Origin of the sequence: Corynebacterium sp. HMSC056E09 (assembly GCF_001813425.1) — a bacterium.
GTDB lineage: Bacteria > Actinomycetota > Actinomycetes > Mycobacteriales > Mycobacteriaceae > Corynebacterium > Corynebacterium hesseae.
This window is the reverse complement of record NZ_KV812511.1, coordinates 164599-183794: the sequence shown is the minus strand read 5'-3', so window position 1 is coordinate 183794 and position 19196 is coordinate 164599. Positions and strand designations below refer to the sequence as shown.

Here is a 19196-nt window from a genome sequence, read left to right as displayed (position 1 = left end):
TGGTCGTCCTGTTTCGTGGTCGGCTTGGTTCTCGGTGTGGGTCAGGATGGATACTTTGGCGAGTTGGTCCTGGCCCCAGTGGGACTGTCTGGCGATGCGTAGTGGATCGTCGGGCAGTTCTGTTTTTAGGTACAGCCACCAGTCCAGCATTTTGCGCTGGTGTTCATTTGTTCTGCCCCGGTGAGCACGCGCAATCTCTTTCAGGCGAGCGTTAATCCCGCCTTCAAGACTGTTGGTCGTAGATTTGATGCGGGCAGGTTCTAAGACGCCTTTAGGTTGATTGATGTAGACAAAGAGCATGCCTTGGCGCCATAGATGGTTCAGACTGTTGTAGGCCTTTCGCACGTTGGAATGTGTCCATACCCATGTCCAATTTCCTGTATCAGGGTCTTTAACCCTGGTCCTCTCGTCCATCCACCTGCGGTAGACAGTGTTGAAGTTATGGAGCAATACACCCCAGTCAGCTACCTCACGCGCAGGGATTTTTCGTTTTGGTTGATGCGCTTAGATAGCACCTGGGTGCCGTCGATATCTAAGACGCAAGCGTGGTGAAAGTATTTACCGACGTCCATGCCGATGACATAGTCGTAGGTCATGCCAGACCTCCTAGCGAATTGAATGAGTATGGGACTTATTTCATCGCTGGTGGTCGGACATACTTCACGCTGGCATTCACATTACTTTGAGACCTCGCACATTCTGTGCGGGTCAGGTTCCTATTAGCAGTCTGGAGTATGCCACTGCCTTCGGCGGCATCACCCCCCGGATCATTTTCAGACAGGGGCGGGAACAAGCCATACCGAAGCCAGCGACTAGTTCCACTGCCCCAAGGCAGAAGGAACGCAGACAAACATAACCTGCCCCAGCATGGGGCTAGGAGTACGAATCCTGAGTTCCTTCAAGCGGAACTGCCAACAACGTAATGGGGGAGAAGGGTGCCCCCGCAAACAACGCCGATCTCGGTGCCCGCGTTAATCGCGTCCCGAACTGATTTTCCACCCGCGTGCTGCTTTGCGTTGCTGCCAGAAGTGACGGTAGATACCGGGGACATCGGAAAGCTCAGAATGCGTGCCCAGCTGGCTGACTTGCCCGTGTTCATCCAAGACTACGATTTGATCAGCAGATTTGATTGTATCCAGCTTATGGGCGATGACAATAAAAGTAGATTGCTCCCGTAGCTCGTCCATCGCAGCAAGAATGTTTGCCTCATTTTCTGCATCGAGCGCGGAGGTAGCCTCATCAAAGAGTACAATCGGCGCTTGCTTGAGAAGCGCGCGAGCTACAGATACGCGCTGGCGTTCACCACCGGATAGAAGCCGACCGCCTTCACCAACAGGAGTATGCCACCCTAGGCGGTTGGCAATAGAAGTCACGCCTGAAAGATCAGCTGCGCGGAAGACTTCCTCATCGGAGGCGTCGGGACGACCAACGCGGATATTAGCGATTAACGAGTCGTCGAAGAGGTAGACATCCTGAAAAACCATGGACAGTCTGGACATTAACTGTTCGGTTCCAAGCTCGCGGATATCTACGCCGTCAACCATCACCGCCCCGGAATCTACATCCCAGAATCGCGAAATAAGGCGCGCAATTGTGGTCTTTCCGGAGCCAGAAGGACCGACAATGGCGGTAACGGTGCCTGGTCGAGCATGGAAAGCGATATCTACCAATACTGGTTTATCGCCGTATCCAAACGTGACATTACGCAGCTCTACACTTCCCGAACCATCGCCTGGGCGCGGAGTAGTGGGTTCCGGTAGGGAAGGGGCATCGGTGATGAGCTCAGTTTCTGTGAGCGCGATACGGCCGGCATCTAAACCGACGAAAGAAGAACCCAGCTGCTCAAGCGTGCGGGTAAACCTCAAGCTGATTCCGATGATCGCAATTGTTTCTAGTGGCGATAGGGCGCCTTCAACGGCAAGATCCGCGGAGACCATAATGAGAGCCACAATGAAGATCTGCACTACTATGCCGTTGAGTAGCAAAGCTAATGTGGATACCCATAGCTCGCGTATTCGTGCTTTATGGTCGATTTCTAGCGCTTGCTCTAGTGGCGCAAAAACTTGTGATTGTCCTGCCGCGCGCAGGGCTGGTTGACGGTTAGCAAATTCTACGATGCGCTGGGAGAGCTCTTTACTCGGCCCCAGTGCGCGGTTCGATGCTTTCTCACGAATCCATGCAGCCAACTGCATCACCACGAGCGCCAATGGTGCGATGATAAGAAGGACCGAGCCCAGCTTCGGGTTCCAGAAACACGCTCCTACTAACAAGGTGACAAGTGCCGCGCTATCGCGGTATATCGTTCCTTGAATATGCGCAATGGTCTCGGCCGCCACCATAAAGCGATCTGAAACGAGGCGAGATAGGCCGCCGGTATTAGCCGGTACGAACCAGCCGAGCGGTAGCGTTGCTAATTTATCGCCCACAGTCGTGTGCGCGGCTCGGATGAAATCCAAGGCCGTGTGGTAAGAGGCCATGGTTGCGAAAAATCGTAGCGCAAAAGCTACGAGCGCAATTGCCAAAAGCGTCCACATCCATGGTGCGATCGTCGTATCCCCATCGAGTGCCTTTGTAAGTGGCACGAGCGTGAGAACGGCGAGGCCATCAAGCACGCCAACGATAAGCGATAGACAAGCATACCTTTTATTGAGCTTATGGCCTACAGGACTTTGCAGCTTTTTGACACTGCGAGTGAGTAGCGGATCACGAAGACGCGAACTAACAGGCGTAGTGGCATTAGACATGAGAATTATCCTTCATAGGCTTGAGGCAGATTATTTGGTCTGCTCCTTGGATGGACTCCGGCTTGTGGGCGATGACTAAGACGGTCTTGCCTCTGACGAGTGTGGCTAGAGCTGCTTGAATTTCTGCTTCGCAGTCAGGATCAGTTGCCGCAGTAGCTTCATCCAGGATCAAGATTGGGGCATTGGTAATGATTGCCCGGGCAATAGAAATGCGTTGCTGTTGTCCACCGGATAAAGAGGTGTCCTCACCAACAACGGTGTCGAGCCCAGCCGGTAAAGCGCGAATATCAGCAGCTATGTGCGCAGCCTCTGCGGCTTGCCAGATCTCTTCATCGCGGGCTTCTGGGCGTGCAAGGCGAATGTTTTCCCGAATACTCATACGCAGTAAGTGAGGATCTTGTAAGACGAAAGCCACAGTGCGGTACAAACTGTCGAAAGTGAGATCACGGATATCCACGTTGTTGATAGTGATTGTGCCCGAATCTGGATCCTGGAAACGCGCCAACATCGTTGCTGCTGTGGATTTGCCAGACCCGGAGGGGCCAATCAATGCCGTGACAGTGCCTGCATTTAGTTGCGCAGAAAAGTCTTGGAGGACTGGTGTGTCTGGGGCGTAGCTAAAGCTGACCTTATGGAACTCCACCTCCATGTCTTGACTATTGGCGTCGAGGCTCTTTTGGCCTTCTTTCACATGGGAAATTGTCATGACTTCATCAAGGCGCAACGCCGCATTGCCAGCGAGCTGGTAAGACCACATCATTTGGCCGACGGTTTGAATCGTGCCCGGGAGCACCAGCGCAATTAACGTTGTTGCGATGACTTCAGCGACCGTGACATAGCCACCAGCTATCAGCAGGGAACCGACTCCTAGATTGATAAGGATGAGGACAGGAACCGCCACCACAGACTCTGAGATTGCGGAAACACGCAGAAGCGGACGTACCCACTCGTAATAGAATTCCGCGAATTTTTGGGCAGCTTCGCGATATCGAGCGTGGGCTTTGCCAACGGTGCCGAAAGCCTTGACGACGGAAATACCTTCGGAGAACTCCACCGCAGTCGCAGAGACCTCACCCAGATAATTATCCATTTCCGCAGTTTTTGTGCCCATATCTTTCATTGAATATGCTTGGATTGCTAGGAAAATGGGCACAGTGGCAATAGAAAGTAGACCAAGGCGCCAATCCAAGATAAAGGCATAAACCAGAAGCGCGAGGGGCGTAAAGATCGCGGCGACCTTCTCTACAGGAGCATGGGCTGTCAGGGTGTGCAGAGTTAACGTATCGTCCTCGACGGCTTTGCGGACTTTGCCGGAATTAGTCTGGCTAAACCACGAGAGTGGTGCTTTCGCAATAGCGGTAATAATTCGGCGCCGGTTAATCCCCACCAACTTTGCATCAGCGAAGTGGGTGATTGCAAGGGCAAGGAAATAGAAGAATAGCTGGCCCAAAAATGCAGCAAGTAGCCATTTCACAATGGACGCGACGTCATCAGTATTGCCGTCGATTAGAGCATTTCCCAGTGCCACCAACGCGACGTAGGGTGCTACGGCGAGTACCGAGGATATAAGCGCGAGAAACTGTGCGAAGTAGATGGTTGTTTGCACTGGGGCCAGTAGTTTTTTTAGAGCGACCTGGCCGGCTTTTAGTTTTGCGCGAGCCTCTTCTTCCGGTGACGCACCGTGTGATTCTGGTGCGTGGGTTCTGCTTGATTCTGTGGAACTTTGTTTTAGTTCAGACATTTCTTTCTCAATTCTTGTTGATGTCAGTCATATCGATGATTCTGGTGACTGATTCTTGGATGAATTCGTGGTCATGGGTGATGACGATGACCACTGCTCCGCTTGCTGCAAGAGATCGAAGTAGCGCAGAGATGGATTGCAGTTGGCGCCAGCCCACGCCAGAGGTAGGTTCATCGAAGATGTAGATCGCTGCTTGCTCGGCTTGGGCTGAAGCTATGGCTAAGCGTTGCCGTTGCCCACCGGACAGAGACTGCGGATGCCGTTGGGCCATTCCTGCCAGATCGAGGCGATGGAGAATCTCATTGACATCGATGTGGTCCCGCTTCTTCTTTGCCAGTCCGAGCGTGACTTCTTCTTCGGTGGTGGCTGCGAATAATTGGCGGCCAACATCTTGCATCACCATGTACGCGGCACGTCTGCGGGCAGCCGCTCCTACTCGTTTGCTGTTCAAACGGAGACTACCGCCGCGTTTGGGAGAAGCAAGACCACAAATGATCCTGGCGAGGGTGGTTTTTCCAGCGCCGTTGGGCCCGATTAAGGCGGTGACTTCGCCGCTGGGGAAAAATGCGTGGTCAATGTTTAATACCTCATGTGCGCCATAAGAAAAACAGATGTTGCTTAGCTCGAGTCCGCTCCGCTGGGGATCGGCGTTTTCGAGCGTGGGTGGTACCGGCACGCTCGCGGGCAGGGGAACATGGTGTAAGCTGCGTAGCCCCAATTGTTTGCGTTCGGGTTCGTCTAAGGCATAAAACTCCTGAGCGCGGAAACTCCGCGTTATTTTTCCCTGAGTCAAGTAAATAACTTGGTCAGCGATATCTTTTAAGAAAAAGAGACGGTGATCAGCGATAATGATCGTTGTGCCTAATTCCTTCAAGCGGTGTAGCACGCGTGCAAGAATATCGATGCTTTCCATAGAGAGATTGGACGTGGGTTCATCGAGAAGCACGAGACTGCCCGGGGACACAAGCGCGCATGCGCATGCCACGGTTTGTAACTGCCCACCGGATAATTCTTTGAATCGCCGGCCCCGAAGATCGTTAATGCCTAGTAGCTCGACCGCTGATTGAATCCTCGACTCAATTTCTTTGGGATCTACACCAAGGTTTTCTAGCCCGAAGGCCAATTCTGCATTGACGCTTTCAGTGAAAAATTGTGTCCTTGGATTCTGGAATACTGAGGCGCTGAACTCGATGGCTCGGGACAGCGGTTCTTCCGCAGGGGTAAAAGCCTGGTCATCCTTTATAATAGTGATGGTGCCTAGTAGCTCTCCTGGATTGAAATGGGGGATGAGTCCGTTGATCAACTTGAGTACCGTGGACTTTCCCGATCCGGAATCACCGGTAATCAGTAGACACTGTCCTGGAGAGACAGAAAAAGACACATCAGATACACCTTGAATACCTGGCCGAGCTCCCAATGGATATGTAAAAGAAACGTTGTGGGCGTCTACACTGGTTGCGATACTGCGTTCGTTCATAAGTGGACCTCCGTGGGAAGCCAGACAGAGGCAACAACGAGGCCCAACCCAGCTAGTGCAGTTGCATCGACAAGCTTGAAGGAAAGATCGGCGGTGGTGGTTGGGCGTGCGGGTCCTCCCAATCCCCGGACAAGAGCAGAGGCAGCGAGCTCATCACCAGCGCGGACGACGGCACCTAATAAGGGGATGATCAACATCGCGGACGATTGTGTGGGCTGTGTGATCCAGCTTTTTACTCCAGGCTGGAGACCCCGAAGGACCATGGCATCGCGGATGGCTTTGGCTTCTGCCACGATGATCGGCAAAACGCGCAGGAATACCGCCGGTGGAATGGTGGCCCAGCCTGGTAAACGCAGGTCCCGCAGTGCTGAGGTCAACGTGGATGGTGTGAGAGTGAGCAAGCCGAATGTGCCGATGGACATGCTGATGACAAAACGGCTTAGCCACGAAAAAATTGCCGCTGAAAAAGCGAAAAATGTGGAGCCAGGAAGCTGTAATAGGCCCCAGTACCCTAGATAGGATAATGCAAAAGCGAACAGGCAAATGAGACCATAGTGTGGCTTTACTGTAGCTAGTGCGATGGAGCTGAAAGCGATAGAAATCAGCAGTGTCGGTAGGTGGCCGTGGCTGAGAGCTACCGCATTGATTACTAGAACAGAAAGCAGCACGGTCCGTGGATCGATCGAAGATCGATGAAGCACGCCCTGTTTTGGCAGGCTCACAGGAGACCAGCGCTTTCAAAGTGTTTGCGGCTGACGCGAACTCCGACCTTTCCTCCGATAAAGCCGACGATGAGCGCACAAATGGCCAGTACTCCAATGGTCCATGGCTGGAAGATATCCGACATGGCATCGGCATATTCTTGACCCATTTGGTCTGCGATATCGACGTAGTAGGAGTCCGTATCCAGAATTAGCGGGATAAAAGGCATAGAAATCCAGACACAGAAGACGCTGTAGGCAATAGGGAAGGATTTGGCAATACTGAGGTGGCTTTTTGTAATAATCAAATCCGCGATAAACCCTAGAATTATGCTTCCCAGCAGGGTCCAGAAGTAGTGTCCGGTGAGCATGAATGCTAGTCCGTTAATACCACCGACGAGGGTGAAAGCACCCATTTTGGGCGTGCGGGCGGCATAAAGCGCTAGCACGATTCCGTTTGCGATTGCCGCGATGAACCATCCAATAAACATGAATTGTGGTCCTGCGAATCCAATCATTCCGCTTACAAAGGTGATTACAAAGTAAAGTGCAGCAAAGATGCCAGCGTTGATGAGATCTCTGGTGTTTAAACGTGCCGTCGACCCACTGGATGAGCTTGCACTCCGTGCGGGCGTAGAGGACTGTTGGGTCATAGTAAACCTCGATTTATGAACAGCAGGAAAGGTAAGGCTTACCTAAGTTAGGTAATACTGTTTATAAAACATTTCAAGTTTTGATCTGAAGATTCACCCTTAATGGGGGTGAATGCAGATAAGTAGACATCAAACCAGACCACGACTACCGACTAAGTACCGACAAAATCGGCACCAACGGCAAGACAACCCTGCGATGGGGAGGCAAACTACGCCGCCTCTACATCGGACGCAGATGGGGCGGGGAACCAATCACCATGGTCTGCATCGACAACCACGTCGACGTCAAAATAGCCATCACTGGGGCACAAATCGCCGCCTACACACTCACCGAAGAAAAGATCTACTACAACTAGAAAGACAACGAACTCAACCCCAGTCGGGGCAACTAAAAAATCTCGAGACACCGACCGGAACGATGTCTCGAGACTTCACAGCGTGCCCCAGAGAAGATTCGAACTTCCGACACCGGCTTTAGGAGAGCCGTGCTCTATCCCCTGAGCTACTGGGGCGGGGGTGCGTTGCGCACCTAGGTAAGACTAGCAGCCCCGCGTGGGGCGGCGTTAAATGCGTCGCCTTTCGTTTATTCGCCGGCCAGCTCCGCGTACTTGGCGCGGACCTCGCTGGCGGAAGGGTTGGTGGCGTGGGTGCCGTCGGAGTAGAGGACGGTGGGCACGATGCGGTTGCCGTCGTTGACGGACTCGATCCAGGCGTTGATGTCGGCGGTGTCGGGGGAATCCGCTTCGACGTTGACGAGCTCGTATGGGGTTTCGGTGCGGTCCAGGTTTTTGATCAGCTTGGCACAGAACGGGCACCAATCGGCGAAGAAGATGGTGACGTGCTCAGTGGTTTCGGGAGTGGCAACGTTGGTGCTCATTAAGCAGCAGCCTTTCTGTCGTAGGTGAGGAAACGGTATTTCATCGGCAGCTCGCTGGGCGGCTGGCCGGGAATGGTGAGGTGGCCTGATTCGGAGGTCAGCCAGTCACTATCGGCAGATAGGCTGAATTCCTCCGGAACGCTCGGGGCCAGGACGGCATCTGCGCCGTAGGCATCGCCGACTTGTACACCCATGAGGGTGAGCTCGATTGTATCCACGCGGTCGAGGGCGGAGCTGTAGAGCTGGCCGCCGCCGATGATCCAGGCGTCGTCAAGCGTGGCGTCAAGTGCGGCGTCGAGGTTGTCCACCACGGTGGCACCCGCGGACCATTCGCCCGGCTGACGGCTGGACAGCACAATGTTCTCCCGGCCTGGCAACGGGCGGAACTTGGGGTTGAGGGACTCCCACGTCTTGCGGCCCATGATGACAGGCGCGCCCATGGTGACCTCTTTGAAGTGCTTGAGGTCCTCCGGCACGTGCCAGGGCATGGCCACGCCGTCACCAATGACCCCGTCGAGGGATTGAGCCCAGATTGCGCCCAGCATTAAACGGACACCTGCGCCTTGATGGTGGGGTGGGGGTCGTAGCCGATGACCTCAAAATCATCGAAGTCATAGTCAAAGAGGCTTTCGGCCTTGTGGAGCTTGAGCTGCGGGTACTCGCGGGGCTCGCGGGAGAGCTGTTCCTTAACCTGCTCGATGTGGTCGTTGTAGATGTGGCAATCCCCACCGGTCCAGATGAGCTCGCCTACCTCTAAACCTGCTTGCTGCGCAAACATGTGAGTCAGCGCCGCGTAGGAGGCCAAGTTGAAGGGGACACCGAGGAACATGTCCGCCGAGCGTTGGTAGACCTGCATGGAGAGTTTGCCGTCGGCGACGTAGAGCTGGAAAAGCAAGTGACAGGGCATGAGCGCCATCTTGTCCAGCTCAGACACATTCCACGCGGAGACCAAGTTGCGGCGCGAATCCGGGTTGTTTTTCAGGGTATCGAGCGCGACCTGAATCTGATCGATGTGCTGGCCATCCGGCGTGGGCCAGGAGCGCCATTGCACGCCGTAGACGGGGCCCAGCTCACCGTCCTCATCGGCCCACTCGTTCCAGATACGGACCTTGTTTTCCTGGAGCCACTTCACGTTGGAGTCACCGCGCAGGAACCACAGCAGCTCACCAATCACGCCGTGGAAGTAGACCTTCTTGGTGGTCAGCAGGGGAAAAGACTCCGCCAGGTTATAGCGAAGCTGGGCACCGAACAGGGAGAGGGTGCCGGTGCCAGTGCGGTCGCCTTTGGGAGCGCCTTCTTCCAGGACGCGGCGCAGGAGGTCCTCGTACGGAGTCTCAATCATGGTCGCCATGATAGCGCTCTTGCGCCCGTGCCACGCGCGTGGGGTTAGTACCCGCCGTTGGCCTCCGCGTAGGCGGCGGCGTGTTCCAGAATCTCCTCTGCCAGCTCCGGGCGGCAGATCAAAAGATCCGGGATGAAGGTGTCCTCATTGTTGAATTTGATCGGGGAGCCATCCAGGCGCGAGCAGTGCAGGCCCGCGGCCAAAGCCACGCCCACCGGGGCGGCCTGGTCCCACTCGTACTGGCCGCCGGCATGGATGTAGCCGTCATAGTCGCCCAAGAGCACGTGGATCGCCTTCGCACCTGCGGAGCCCACGCCGACGGTCTCAAAGCCCATCTTCTCCGCGACGTAATCCGCAACCTTCGGCGGACGGTTGCGGGAAACCACAAACTTCTTCGACAGCGGGCCGGTCACCGCGCGCACGTCGGAGGACTTAAAGGTCACGCCCATGTCCGGCATGCCGACGGCCGCGTGGATGGGGGTGCCGTTTTCCACCAGCGCGATGTGGACGGCCCAGTCCTGGCGGCCGGTAGCGAATTCCTTGGTGCCGTCGAGCGGGTCGATGATCCACACGCGTTCCTTCTTTAGACGGCTCAAGTCATCGGCAGCCTCTTCCGACAGGACGCCGTCCTTGGGGCGGTGCTGCTCAAGGACGCGGGAGATCCACTCCTGAGCGGCCTCATCGCCGGCATCACCCAGCGCCAAGCCGCGCAGCAGGCCACCGTTGCGCACACCTTTGAGGATTTCGCCGCAGCCATCGGCGAGGGAGTTGGTTAGACGGGAATCAGAAATCTCAACGGTCATAGTGACCAGATTAGCGCGCGCGATACAGTAGGGCATGTCCAAAAACGTTCTGGCGAAGTTCCGCCCACAGGTGGCCGGGTGGTTCCAGGACGTTTTCGCCGCCCCCACCCCCGTCCAAGAGCAGGCATGGGAGGCGATTTCCGGTGGTGCGAATGCGCTGGTTGTGGCACCGACCGGCTCTGGTAAGACGCTCGCGGCATTTCTGTGGGCGCTGAATTCTTTGGTGGAGCGCGAAGGCCAGACCGCGCTGCCGCTGAGCAATGAACCCTCCCGCGAGGGAGCTCATGATGGCGTGAGAGTGCTGTATATCTCACCGCTCAAGGCTTTGGGCGTGGACGTTGAGAATAATCTGCGTGCCCCGCTCAACGGCATTGCCCGCACCGCCGAGCGGCTGGGCCTGGAGGTGCCGGATATTACCGTCGGCGTGCGCTCGGGGGATACCTCGCAGGCAGAGCGGGCCCGCCAGGTGCGCAAGCCCCCGGACATCCTCATCACCACGCCGGAGTCGGCCTACCTCATGCTCACATCCAAAGCGGCGGGGATTCTGAAGACCGTGGATACCGTCATCATCGATGAGATCCACGCGCTGGCCGGCACCAAGCGCGGCGTGCACCTGGCGCTGACTTTGGAGCGCCTCGGGCTCATCGCCGGGGAGTTCCAGCGCATCGGGCTCTCCGCCACGGTGCGGCCGCTGAGTGCTGTCGCGAACTTCTTGGGCGGCGACCGTCCCGTGGATATCATCGCCCCGCCCGCAAAGAAGCGCTGGCAGCTCGACGTCCACGTGCCGGTCGAGGACATGTCGGACCTGCCCACCCCGGAGCAGGGTTCCCCCATCGGGGAGGCGACTGTCGACGACCCCCTGGGCATCACCCAAGGCCCCCAAGACGCGTTGCGCGTAAACGCGCAACGCAAGGAAGAGAGCGGGGTAGGAGACTCCGCCCTGCCCACGGCGAAGTCCATCTGGCCCTTCATCGAAGAAGAGCTCTACGCCGAAATTATGGAGCAGCGCTCCACGCTCGTCTTTGTTAATTCCCGTCGCACCGCCGAGCGGCTTACTAGCCGGTTCAACGAGCTTTATGCCCAGGAGCACGATCCGGAATCCTTGAGCCCAGCGACCCGGCGCGACCCAGCCCAGCTGATGAAACAGGTGGACGTTGCCGGGAAGGCACCTGCCGTTATTGCCCGCGCGCACCACGGTTCGGTGTCCAAGGATGAGCGCGCGCTGACGGAGACGATGCTCAAGGAAGGCACGCTCAAAGCCGTTGTGGCCACGAGCTCCCTGGAGCTGGGCATCGACATGGGCGCGGTGGAGCTGGTGGTGCAGGTGGAATCCCCACCCTCGGTGGCTTCTGGTCTGCAGCGCGTGGGCCGCGCCGGGCACTCCGTCGGCGCGGTCTCCCATGGTTCCTTCTATCCCAAGCACCGCGCGGACCTCGTGCAATCAGCACTCACAGTCGCCCGCATGGAGGAGGGCCTCATCGAGGAGATGCACACCCCGCGCAACCCGTTGGATGTCTTGGCACAGCAGACGGTAGCGGCGGTGGTGGCGTCGGCAAGCGCGGGCACGAGCGAGGGACTCGAGGCCGACAGTTGGTACGACACCGTGCGCCGCGCTTGGCCCTATAAGGATTTGGCGCGCGAGGTTTTTGACTCCGTTCTGGACCTGATCAGCGGCGTGTACCCGTCGACGGATTTTGCAGAGCTCAAACCCCGTGTGGTCTATGACCGCGTGACAGGCATCCTCACCCCGCGCCCCGGCGCGCAGCGCGTGGCGGTGACCAACGGCGGCACCATCCCGAACCGCGGCATGTTCGGCGTCTTCCTGGTGGGTACTGGTGAGGCCGGTTCCGCGCCGCGCCGCGTGGGTGAGCTCGATGAGGAAATGGTCTATGAAACCCGGGTGGGAGATATTTTCACCCTCGGCGCGACGAGCTGGCGCGTGGAGGAGATCACGCGCGACCAAGTGCTCGTTAGCCCTGCGCCGGGGCACACCGGGCGTTTGCCTTTCTGGAACGGTGACCAAGCTGGGCGGCCCTATGAGCTGGGCAAGGCGCTGGGCGCATTTCGGCGGGAGGCACACGCGGACCCGTCGGTGGTGCGGTATGCGGATGAGAACGCGCGGCGCAATATCGCCGCCTACCTGCAGGAACAGAACGAGGCCACCGGGCTCATCCCGGATGAGAAGACACTTCTGCTGGAGCGCTTCACGGACGAGCTGGGGGATTGGCGCGTGCTGTTGCACACCCCGTTTGGCCGGCCGGTGAATGCGGCGTGGGCGCTGGCGGTGGGACAGCGTGTGGCGGAGCGTACCGGGATGGATGCACAGGCCGTGGCGGGCGATGACGGCATCGTGCTGCGCTTGCCGCAGGGCGAGGCGGATCCGGATGCCGCGCTCTTTCTTTTCGACGCCGATGAGATCGCGGACACCGTCACCGAGCAGGTGGGCAACTCCGCGCTTTTTGCCTCCCGGTTTAGGGAATGCGCGGCGCGAGCTCTCCTGCTGCCGCGGCGCAACCCGGGCAAGCGCGCGCCCTTGTGGCAGCAGCGCCAGCGCGCGGAGCAGCTTCTCGACGTCGCCCGCAACTACCCCTCTTTCCCCATCATCCTGGAGACTGTGCGCGAGTGCGTGCAGGATGTCTATGACCTGCCGGCGTTGACGGAGGTCATGCGGGAGCTGGCGCACCGCCGCATTCGCATCGCGGAGGTCACCACGGAGCAGCCCTCACCTTTCGCGTCCTCGCTGCTGTTTAACTACACCGGCGCGTTCATGTACGAGGGGGACTCGCCCCTGGCGGAAAAGCGCGCGGCGGCCTTGGCCCTAGACCCCGCGCTGTTGGCGAAGCTTCTGGGCACGGTGGAGCTGCGCGAGCTTCTCTCCGCTGAAGTTATTGCTGAAGTCCACGCCCAGCTGCAGCGCACCACTGTAGAACGCCAGGCGCGGACCACCGAGGAGGTCGCGGACCTGCTGCGCGTGCTGGGCCCCATCCCGGTCGAGGAGTTCGGCGCGCACGCCACGGTGCCATTGAGTGCACTCGATGCGCTCGGTGCGCGGATCATGCGGGTGCGCATCAACGGCCGCGAGCACGTGGCCCAGGCGCTTGATGCGCCGCTGCTTCGCGACGGCCTGGGCATCCCCGTCCCGCCCGGCATCCCCGCCCAGCAGGCCACGATTACCGACGCCCTGGATCAGTTAGTCAGCCGCTGGGCGCGCACGCGCGGGCCCTTTGTGGCGCGCGATGTGCAGGAGGCCTTTGGCCTGTCGGCCGCGGTGACGCATTCCACGCTCAATGGGCTGGACTCCATCCTGGCTGGGCACTACCGGCAGGGCGTGGAGGAGCAGGAGTACTGCGCGGCGGAGGTGCTCAAGGTCATCCGATCGCGCTCGCTGGCGGCCGCGCGGGCGGCCACGCAGCCGGTTTCGCCTGCGGCCTTTGGGCGTTTCCTCCCTGACTGGCAGCAGGTGGCGGCGGTGGGCCGGCGCCCGGTGCTGCGCGGGGTGGACGGCGTCTTTGCGGTCATCGAGCAGCTGGCCGGGGTGCGCCTGCCAGCCTCTGCCTGGGAGAGCCTCATCTTGCCTGCGCGTGTAGGGGACTATTCGCCGACGATGCTCGATGAGCTGACCACCGGCGGCGAGGTCCTTATCGTGGGCGCGGGCAAGGCTGGCTCGAACGACCCCTGGATCATGCTGCTACCGGCGGACTATGCCGCACAGCTCGCCCCGCAGGTTTCTGCAGAGGAGGTGGGCTTGTCCATGCTGCAAACCCAGCTGCTCGAGGCCTTACAGGGCGGCGGCAGCTATCTTATCTCCGATATTCAACCGCAGCTGAGCGGTACGCCCGAGGAGGTTCGCGAGGCCCTCTGGGGACTGGTGGAGGCTGGCCTAGTCAGCCCCGATTCCTTCGCTCCTATCCGGGCCCACCTTGCCGCAGGCGGTCCCGCTGGGCGTGCGGCGCATCGCGCGCGGCGCAGACCATCGCGTTCGCGACTGCGCATGGGGCGCACTTCCTTTGCGCAATCGCTCAATGTGTCTGGTGCGCAGGCCGCACCAGACGTGGTGGGGCGGTGGTCGCTGTCCGTGCCCGCCGCCACGGATGCGACGTCGCGCTCCATCGCGCACGGCGAGGCCTGGTTGGACCGCTACGGCGTGCTCACCCGCGGATCCGTGGTGGCCGAGGACGTCCTGGGTGGCTTCGCCCTGGCTTATAAAGTGCTCTCCGGCTTCGAGGAATCCGGCAAGGCCATGCGCGGCTATGTCATTGAAGGCTTGGGGGCCGCGCAGTTCTCCACGCCTGCGGTCATTGATCGCCTGCGCGGCGTGGATGATTCCCCCGATGTTACGGGCTGGCCCTCCGGCACCCGCGAGCCGCAGGCCTATGTCCTTGCCGCGACCGACCCGGCCAACCCCTATGGTGCGGCGCTGTCGTGGCCCACTACGGATGCCGGCGAATCCGCAGCCCGCCCGACCCGCGCCGCGGGTGCCTTGGTGGTGCTCATGGATGGCTTGCCGGTGGCGCACCTGACCCGCGGGGGAAAGACGCTGACCACGTTCTTCAACGCTCTGCCCGAAGGAATCGAGCGCACCGAGGTACTGGCCGCAGTGCTAGCAGGGCTCAACGAGCTGGTTGCCGCCGGGCACTTGAGCAAGGTGGTTATTGAGAAGGCGAACGGTCGGCCTATCTTCGAGTCGAAGCTCGGCGGCGAACTGCGTGCACTGGGTGCGGCACTAACCCCGAAGGGCGTGCGGATTACTGGCTCTGTCCACACCGCCTCTTCCGGCCGTGCAGGACAGCACGGCCAATCTGGAGAAGCCGCGCGCTCCGCCGAGCCTTACCGTCCCGCACGTCGCGGTGGGCGCCGTGCCGTCGAGGCGATGGAGGAGCTCACCTTCGATGATCCGGAGGATTCCACTGAGTCTGGTGGTTCATCGACTGCACCGGGCAGCCCAGGTGGTTTCCGCCCGCGCCGCCGACGCCGCTGAATGATATTCACCTTCATTTAGCCCACGGGCTTTTCATGGGTCTAACCTCAAAAGCTGATAGCCCAATAGAAAAGGAGTCTTATCGCCATGCGGCTGAAGCGCCAATTGCCTAACGTGTCCGAGCTGAAGAACCTCATGCGGTTCGAAGCGCCCAACCTCGACCGCCGGGCAGCACGCCTGGCAGAGGCCGCTGATGTGTGGGATCTGCGCAAGATTGCCAAGCGCCGCACCCCGAAGGCGGCCTTCGACTACGTCGATGGTGCCGCCCGCGATGAGGTCAGCTACCGCGAATCCCGCGACTTCTTCCGCGACGTTCGCCTCATGCCCAACGTGCTCAACGGCGCGCACGACATCTCCTTGAGCACTGAGATCGCCGGCGAGCCCGCGGCCCTGCCTTTCGGCATCGCGCCAACCGGCTTTACCCGCTTCATGCATGCCGAGGGCGAGGACGCCGGTTCCCAAGCCGCCCGCGACGCAGGCATCCCGTTTACGCTCTCCACGATGGGAACGCGCTCGGTGGAGGAGGTCGCGGCGTCGCAAGGCAATAGCGGTCGCCGCTGGTTCCAGCTCTACCTGTGGAAGGACCACTCCGCCTGCCAGGAGCTCATCGAGCGCGCTGCCGCCAACGGCTACGACACCCTCGTGGTTACCGTCGATACGCCCGTGGCGGGCCAGCGTCTGCGCGATACCCGCAACGGCATGCGCATCCCGCCGCGCCTGACCGCCGGCACGGTCTTCGACGCCGCGTGGCGCCCCGAGTGGTGGTTCAACTTCCTCACCACGGACCCGGTCACCTTCGCGTCGTTGACCTCGACCACGGGCACCCTGGGCGAGCTGGTCAACACCATGTTTGACCCAGGCCTCAACTTCGAGGATCTGGCGTGGATTCGCAAGCAGTGGACGGGCACGCTCTTCGTCAAGGGAATCGTCAACCCCGAGGATGCACGCAAGGTCATCGATCTTGGCGCCGATGGCATCGTGGTGTCCTCCCACGGCGGGCGCCAACTCGACCGCGTGGTCAACACCCTCCAAGCCCTTGAGGCCGTGCGCGCAGAGGTGGGACCGGACGTGGAGATCATCTACGACTCCGGCATCATGTCCGGCGTCGACATCGCCATTGCGCTGGCTCTGGGGGCGGACTTCGTCCTCATCGGCCGCGCCTACCTCTACGGGTTGATGGCCGGCGGCAAGGAAGGCGTCGACCGCGTCATTGAGCTGCTAGCAGAAGAGTTCAAGAATACCCTGCAGCTGCTCGGTGTGAAGAAGATTGAAGACCTGTCTCGCCAGCACGTGGTCACCCCGTGGGAGCCGGGCGCGCTGGCATTCGGTGCGGGAAAGGATGCGCCGGTAGAGTAGGCACCCGTTTGGTGAGGAGGTTCTGCTGTGCCTGAGGGTGATTCCGTTCTGCAGCTGTCGCACCGGCTGCAGTTCATGGAAGGCCGGCGCGTGACCTCCTCCTCCCTGCGCGTGCCGCGCTATGCCACCGTGCGTTTCGACGGGCTGGTGTGCGAGGAGGTCTGGCCCTATGGCAAGCACCTCTTCATGGATTTCGGCGGCGAGCTCATCCTGCATACCCACCTCAAGATGGAAGGCACATGGGCCATCCACTATGCCGGGGACCGCTGGCGCAAGCCCGGGCACAGCGCACGCGTGGTGCTGCAGATGGAGAATACCCCGCGCGATATTGAGTTGGTGGGGCATTGGCTAGGGCTGGTCGAGGTCTTTCCAGCCCGCGAGTTTGAGCAGCGCATGGCGCACCTAGGCCCCGACATCCTCGCACCCGAGTGGTTGGCGGGCGGCTTCGAGGAGGCCGTACGCCGCATCGAGGCACGCCCCGAGCGCAGCATCGGCGCCGCGCTCTTAGACCAGTGCAACGTGGCGGGATTGGGCAACGAATACCGCGCCGAGATCTGCTTCCTGGCCGGCGTTCATCCAGCAACACCTGTAGCGCTTGTCGACGTCTCCCAGATCCTCATCATCTCCCGTCGCCTCATCTGGGCCAACCGCGATTCCCCGGTACGGGTGACCACCGGCGTGAAAAGGGCAGGGGAGACAACTTATGTCTTTGGGCGCAACCGTCAGCGCTGTCGGCGCTGCGGAACGCTCATTGAGAAGTCCACGCTGGGTGGCGTGGACGCCGGCGGCGACGAAGGAGAGTTGGAGCGCGTCATCTGGTGGTGCCCACACTGCCAGCCGCGTCGCTAGGCTGGGATGCATGAAGATCATTTTGAACATCATCTGGTTGGCAACTGGTGGCCTTGTCCTCGCACTGGGCTACTTTCTCCTAGGCATCCTGGCCTGCATCCCCGTCGTGACGATTCCTGCCGGTGTGGCCTCGATGCGTATGGCGAATTTCGCGCTGTGGCCCTTTGGGCGCTCCGTCATTCAACCGGTCAAAGGTACCGGTGGCATGTCGCGGTTCTCTAACGCTGTCTGGTTCCTTGTCGCTGGCCTGTGGTTGGCTATCGGCCACGTCACCACTGCAGCGGCGCAGGCCGTGACCATCGTGGGCATCCCGGTGGCTCTGGCCAACCTGAAGATGATCCCGGTGACGTGCTTCCCGTTCGGCCGCAAGATCGTGGACTCTGACCACATCCCCTTTGGCTGGGAATCGATGATTAAGCTCTAGCGTTTCTGTCTCCGGTTGCGGGGTAGCTCAGAGTGGTTTAGTGTGCTGAGTCATGGGGGATTTAGAAACCTATTTCTCCTACCGCAACTCGGGGATCACACTGGTGAAGCAAGCGGTAGGAGGCGAGAAGCGATTACGCGCACTCGGCGCTTCATCTGCCGACGCCGCCGAAATGGCGCGCTTAAACTACATCTACTTCGGAGCCACCAAGTTCACGGGTAAGCAACGCACGGCCCGCAGCCGAGCCGCCGAACAAGGCCATGACCTGGCCACGCTGAGCCTCATCGAGGCCTACACGAAGAAGCTGCAGAACCAGCTGCATGCCTGGAACCTACGGGTCAAGCTGGCCGGCACACCGGCGCCGAACATCCCAGCCGTGGCGGCAAAGCGCTTAAAGGAGCTCAAGCCCAAACGTATTCCTACGCCTGGGGTGCGCATGACCTACCGTGCTGATGGGCCGCACTCGCTGACCATTACTGATGACCCTCTGACCGTCACTGAGATGCGCGGCGTGCTGGAATCCATCAACCAGAGCAATCTGCTGGAAGCAGCCAGCCACGTCTTCTTCAATAAATCCCACGGCGGAACCAAACCGGCGGTGCTCACCAGCGTGGTCGTCACCTTGGACAAGCTCGACAAAATTGTTAGCGGCGATGGTGATGACATCGTGCTTGAGCTAACTAATGGCGGCCGGATGACCGGCGCGGAGTTTCTGAACTACAAGTTCGCCGAGATCGGCTACGTAACCCTCATCCACCCCACGATCGGGCCGGTGTGGCTGCACCGGATGAAGCGTTTAGCCGGGTTTGAGCAGCGCATGATGGCCAGCGCCGAGCATCCCACCTGTGCCAGGAAGGGATGTAATAAACCTGCTGATTATGCCCAGGTGCATCACCTAGTGCCGTGGAAAGCAGGAGGTACCACCGATCCACCGAATCTGACAATGTTGTGTGCCTATCACAACGGCGTTAATGATGACGACCCAGAGAAACCAACAGGTGCTGGCTACGTGTTTAGGATTCGCGGCGGTGTGGACTACATCCCGCCCTGGGGAGAACCAATCACCGCTCAAGTGGCATATCAAGCCGCGCAACGCGGACTCGGACCGCCCGGCGGGTAAACCGCCACGAAATACAAAGGACACGCACCACCACGCGGATGCCCACAGGGCATCCGCGGCCTTGGCGATCTCGCACGTCGATTGCCCGCTAAAAACGGGTGAGCCCCCGACCGTTCGGCCGGGGGACGTCG

The 19196-nt window shown here is 59.6% G+C and carries 14 protein-coding genes, 1 tRNA gene and 3 pseudogenes; 6 read left to right on the top strand and 12 right to left on the bottom strand.

Annotated features, from left to right (window positions below; genetic code table 11):
* The 7 genes and pseudogenes from HMPREF2912_RS09175 to HMPREF2912_RS09145 all read right to left on the bottom strand — a co-directional run.
* Positions 1–471, bottom strand: a pseudogene (locus tag HMPREF2912_RS09175) (IS256 family transposase); the annotation flags it as partial.
* Positions 472–473: 2 nt separating this feature from the next.
* Positions 474–596 (bottom strand): annotated as a pseudogene (locus HMPREF2912_RS09170) (transposase); the annotation flags it as partial.
* A 375-nt stretch (positions 597–971) separates the two neighbouring features.
* The gene (locus HMPREF2912_RS09165) at positions 972–2744 is read right to left on the bottom strand and encodes an ABC transporter ATP-binding protein (protein ID WP_070683882.1); all 1773 of its coding nucleotides are present in this window, start codon (positions 2742–2744) and stop codon (positions 972–974) included.
* A complete protein-coding gene (locus HMPREF2912_RS09160; protein ID WP_070529421.1) occupies positions 2737–4485 on the bottom strand; it encodes an ABC transporter ATP-binding protein in 1749 nt (582 codons plus the stop codon). Before HMPREF2912_RS09160 ends, HMPREF2912_RS09165 begins: the two co-directional genes overlap by 8 nt.
* Before the next feature lie 7 nt (positions 4486–4492).
* Positions 4493–5962 (bottom strand): ABC transporter ATP-binding protein, encoded by a 1470-nt coding sequence (locus tag HMPREF2912_RS09155; protein ID WP_012714930.1) that lies wholly within the window; start codon positions 5960–5962, stop codon positions 4493–4495.
* Positions 5959–6630 carry an energy-coupling factor transporter transmembrane component T family protein gene (locus HMPREF2912_RS09150; protein WP_232748473.1) on the bottom strand — a complete coding sequence of 224 codons (672 nt, stop codon included), beginning with the start codon at positions 6628–6630 and terminating at the stop codon, positions 5959–5961. The genes HMPREF2912_RS09155 and HMPREF2912_RS09150 overlap by 4 nt, the downstream gene beginning before the upstream one ends.
* Before the next feature lie 50 nt (positions 6631–6680).
* Positions 6681–7316 (bottom strand): MptD family putative ECF transporter S component, encoded by a 636-nt coding sequence (locus HMPREF2912_RS09145; protein WP_012714931.1) that lies wholly within the window; start codon positions 7314–7316, stop codon positions 6681–6683.
* Between the two features lie 140 nt (positions 7317–7456).
* Between HMPREF2912_RS09145 and HMPREF2912_RS12735 the strand changes: the two are divergent.
* Positions 7457–7734 (top strand): annotated as a pseudogene (locus HMPREF2912_RS12735) (IS481 family transposase); the annotation flags it as partial.
* Between the two features lie 21 nt (positions 7735–7755).
* Here HMPREF2912_RS12735 and HMPREF2912_RS09135 read toward each other — a convergent pair.
* From HMPREF2912_RS09135 to HMPREF2912_RS09115, 5 genes are all read right to left on the bottom strand, one after another.
* Positions 7756–7828, bottom strand: a tRNA-Arg gene (locus HMPREF2912_RS09135).
* A 71-nt stretch (positions 7829–7899) separates the two neighbouring features.
* Positions 7900–8193 (bottom strand): mycoredoxin, encoded by a 294-nt coding sequence (locus tag HMPREF2912_RS09130; protein WP_010187687.1) that lies wholly within the window; start codon positions 8191–8193, stop codon positions 7900–7902.
* Complete coding sequence (locus tag HMPREF2912_RS09125) at positions 8193–8738, bottom strand: dihydrofolate reductase (RefSeq protein WP_070683881.1); 546 nt, start codon at positions 8736–8738, stop codon at positions 8193–8195. Before HMPREF2912_RS09125 ends, HMPREF2912_RS09130 begins: the two co-directional genes overlap by 1 nt.
* The gene (locus tag HMPREF2912_RS09120; RefSeq protein WP_070597462.1) at positions 8738–9544 is read right to left on the bottom strand and encodes a thymidylate synthase; all 807 of its coding nucleotides are present in this window, start codon (positions 9542–9544) and stop codon (positions 8738–8740) included. The genes HMPREF2912_RS09125 and HMPREF2912_RS09120 overlap by 1 nt, the downstream gene beginning before the upstream one ends.
* Before the next feature lie 35 nt (positions 9545–9579).
* Positions 9580–10338 carry a 3'(2'),5'-bisphosphate nucleotidase CysQ gene (locus HMPREF2912_RS09115; protein ID WP_198530301.1) on the bottom strand — a complete coding sequence of 253 codons (759 nt, stop codon included), beginning with the start codon at positions 10336–10338 and terminating at the stop codon, positions 9580–9582.
* A gap of 34 nt (positions 10339–10372) precedes the next feature.
* Between HMPREF2912_RS09115 and HMPREF2912_RS09110 the strand changes: the two genes are divergently transcribed.
* From HMPREF2912_RS09110 to HMPREF2912_RS09090, 5 genes are all read left to right on the top strand, one after another.
* Entirely contained in the window at positions 10373–15316 is a 4944-nt protein-coding gene (locus tag HMPREF2912_RS09110) for an Lhr family ATP-dependent helicase (protein WP_070683879.1), read from the top strand.
* A gap of 87 nt (positions 15317–15403) precedes the next feature.
* Positions 15404–16672, top strand: coding sequence for an alpha-hydroxy acid oxidase (locus HMPREF2912_RS09105; protein ID WP_070683877.1), 1269 nt, complete (start codon positions 15404–15406; stop codon positions 16670–16672).
* Positions 16673–16699: 27 nt separating this feature from the next.
* Positions 16700–17521 carry a DNA-formamidopyrimidine glycosylase family protein gene (locus HMPREF2912_RS09100; protein ID WP_070683875.1) on the top strand — a complete coding sequence of 274 codons (822 nt, stop codon included), beginning with the start codon at positions 16700–16702 and terminating at the stop codon, positions 17519–17521.
* 10 nt (positions 17522–17531) lie between these two features.
* Positions 17532–17945 (top strand): YccF domain-containing protein, encoded by a 414-nt coding sequence (locus tag HMPREF2912_RS09095; protein ID WP_046646988.1) that lies wholly within the window; start codon positions 17532–17534, stop codon positions 17943–17945.
* Positions 17946–17997: 52 nt separating this feature from the next.
* Positions 17998–19065, top strand: coding sequence for an HNH endonuclease signature motif containing protein (locus HMPREF2912_RS09090; protein WP_070683873.1), 1068 nt, complete (start codon positions 17998–18000; stop codon positions 19063–19065).
* Positions 19066–19196: the final 131 nt, after the last annotated feature.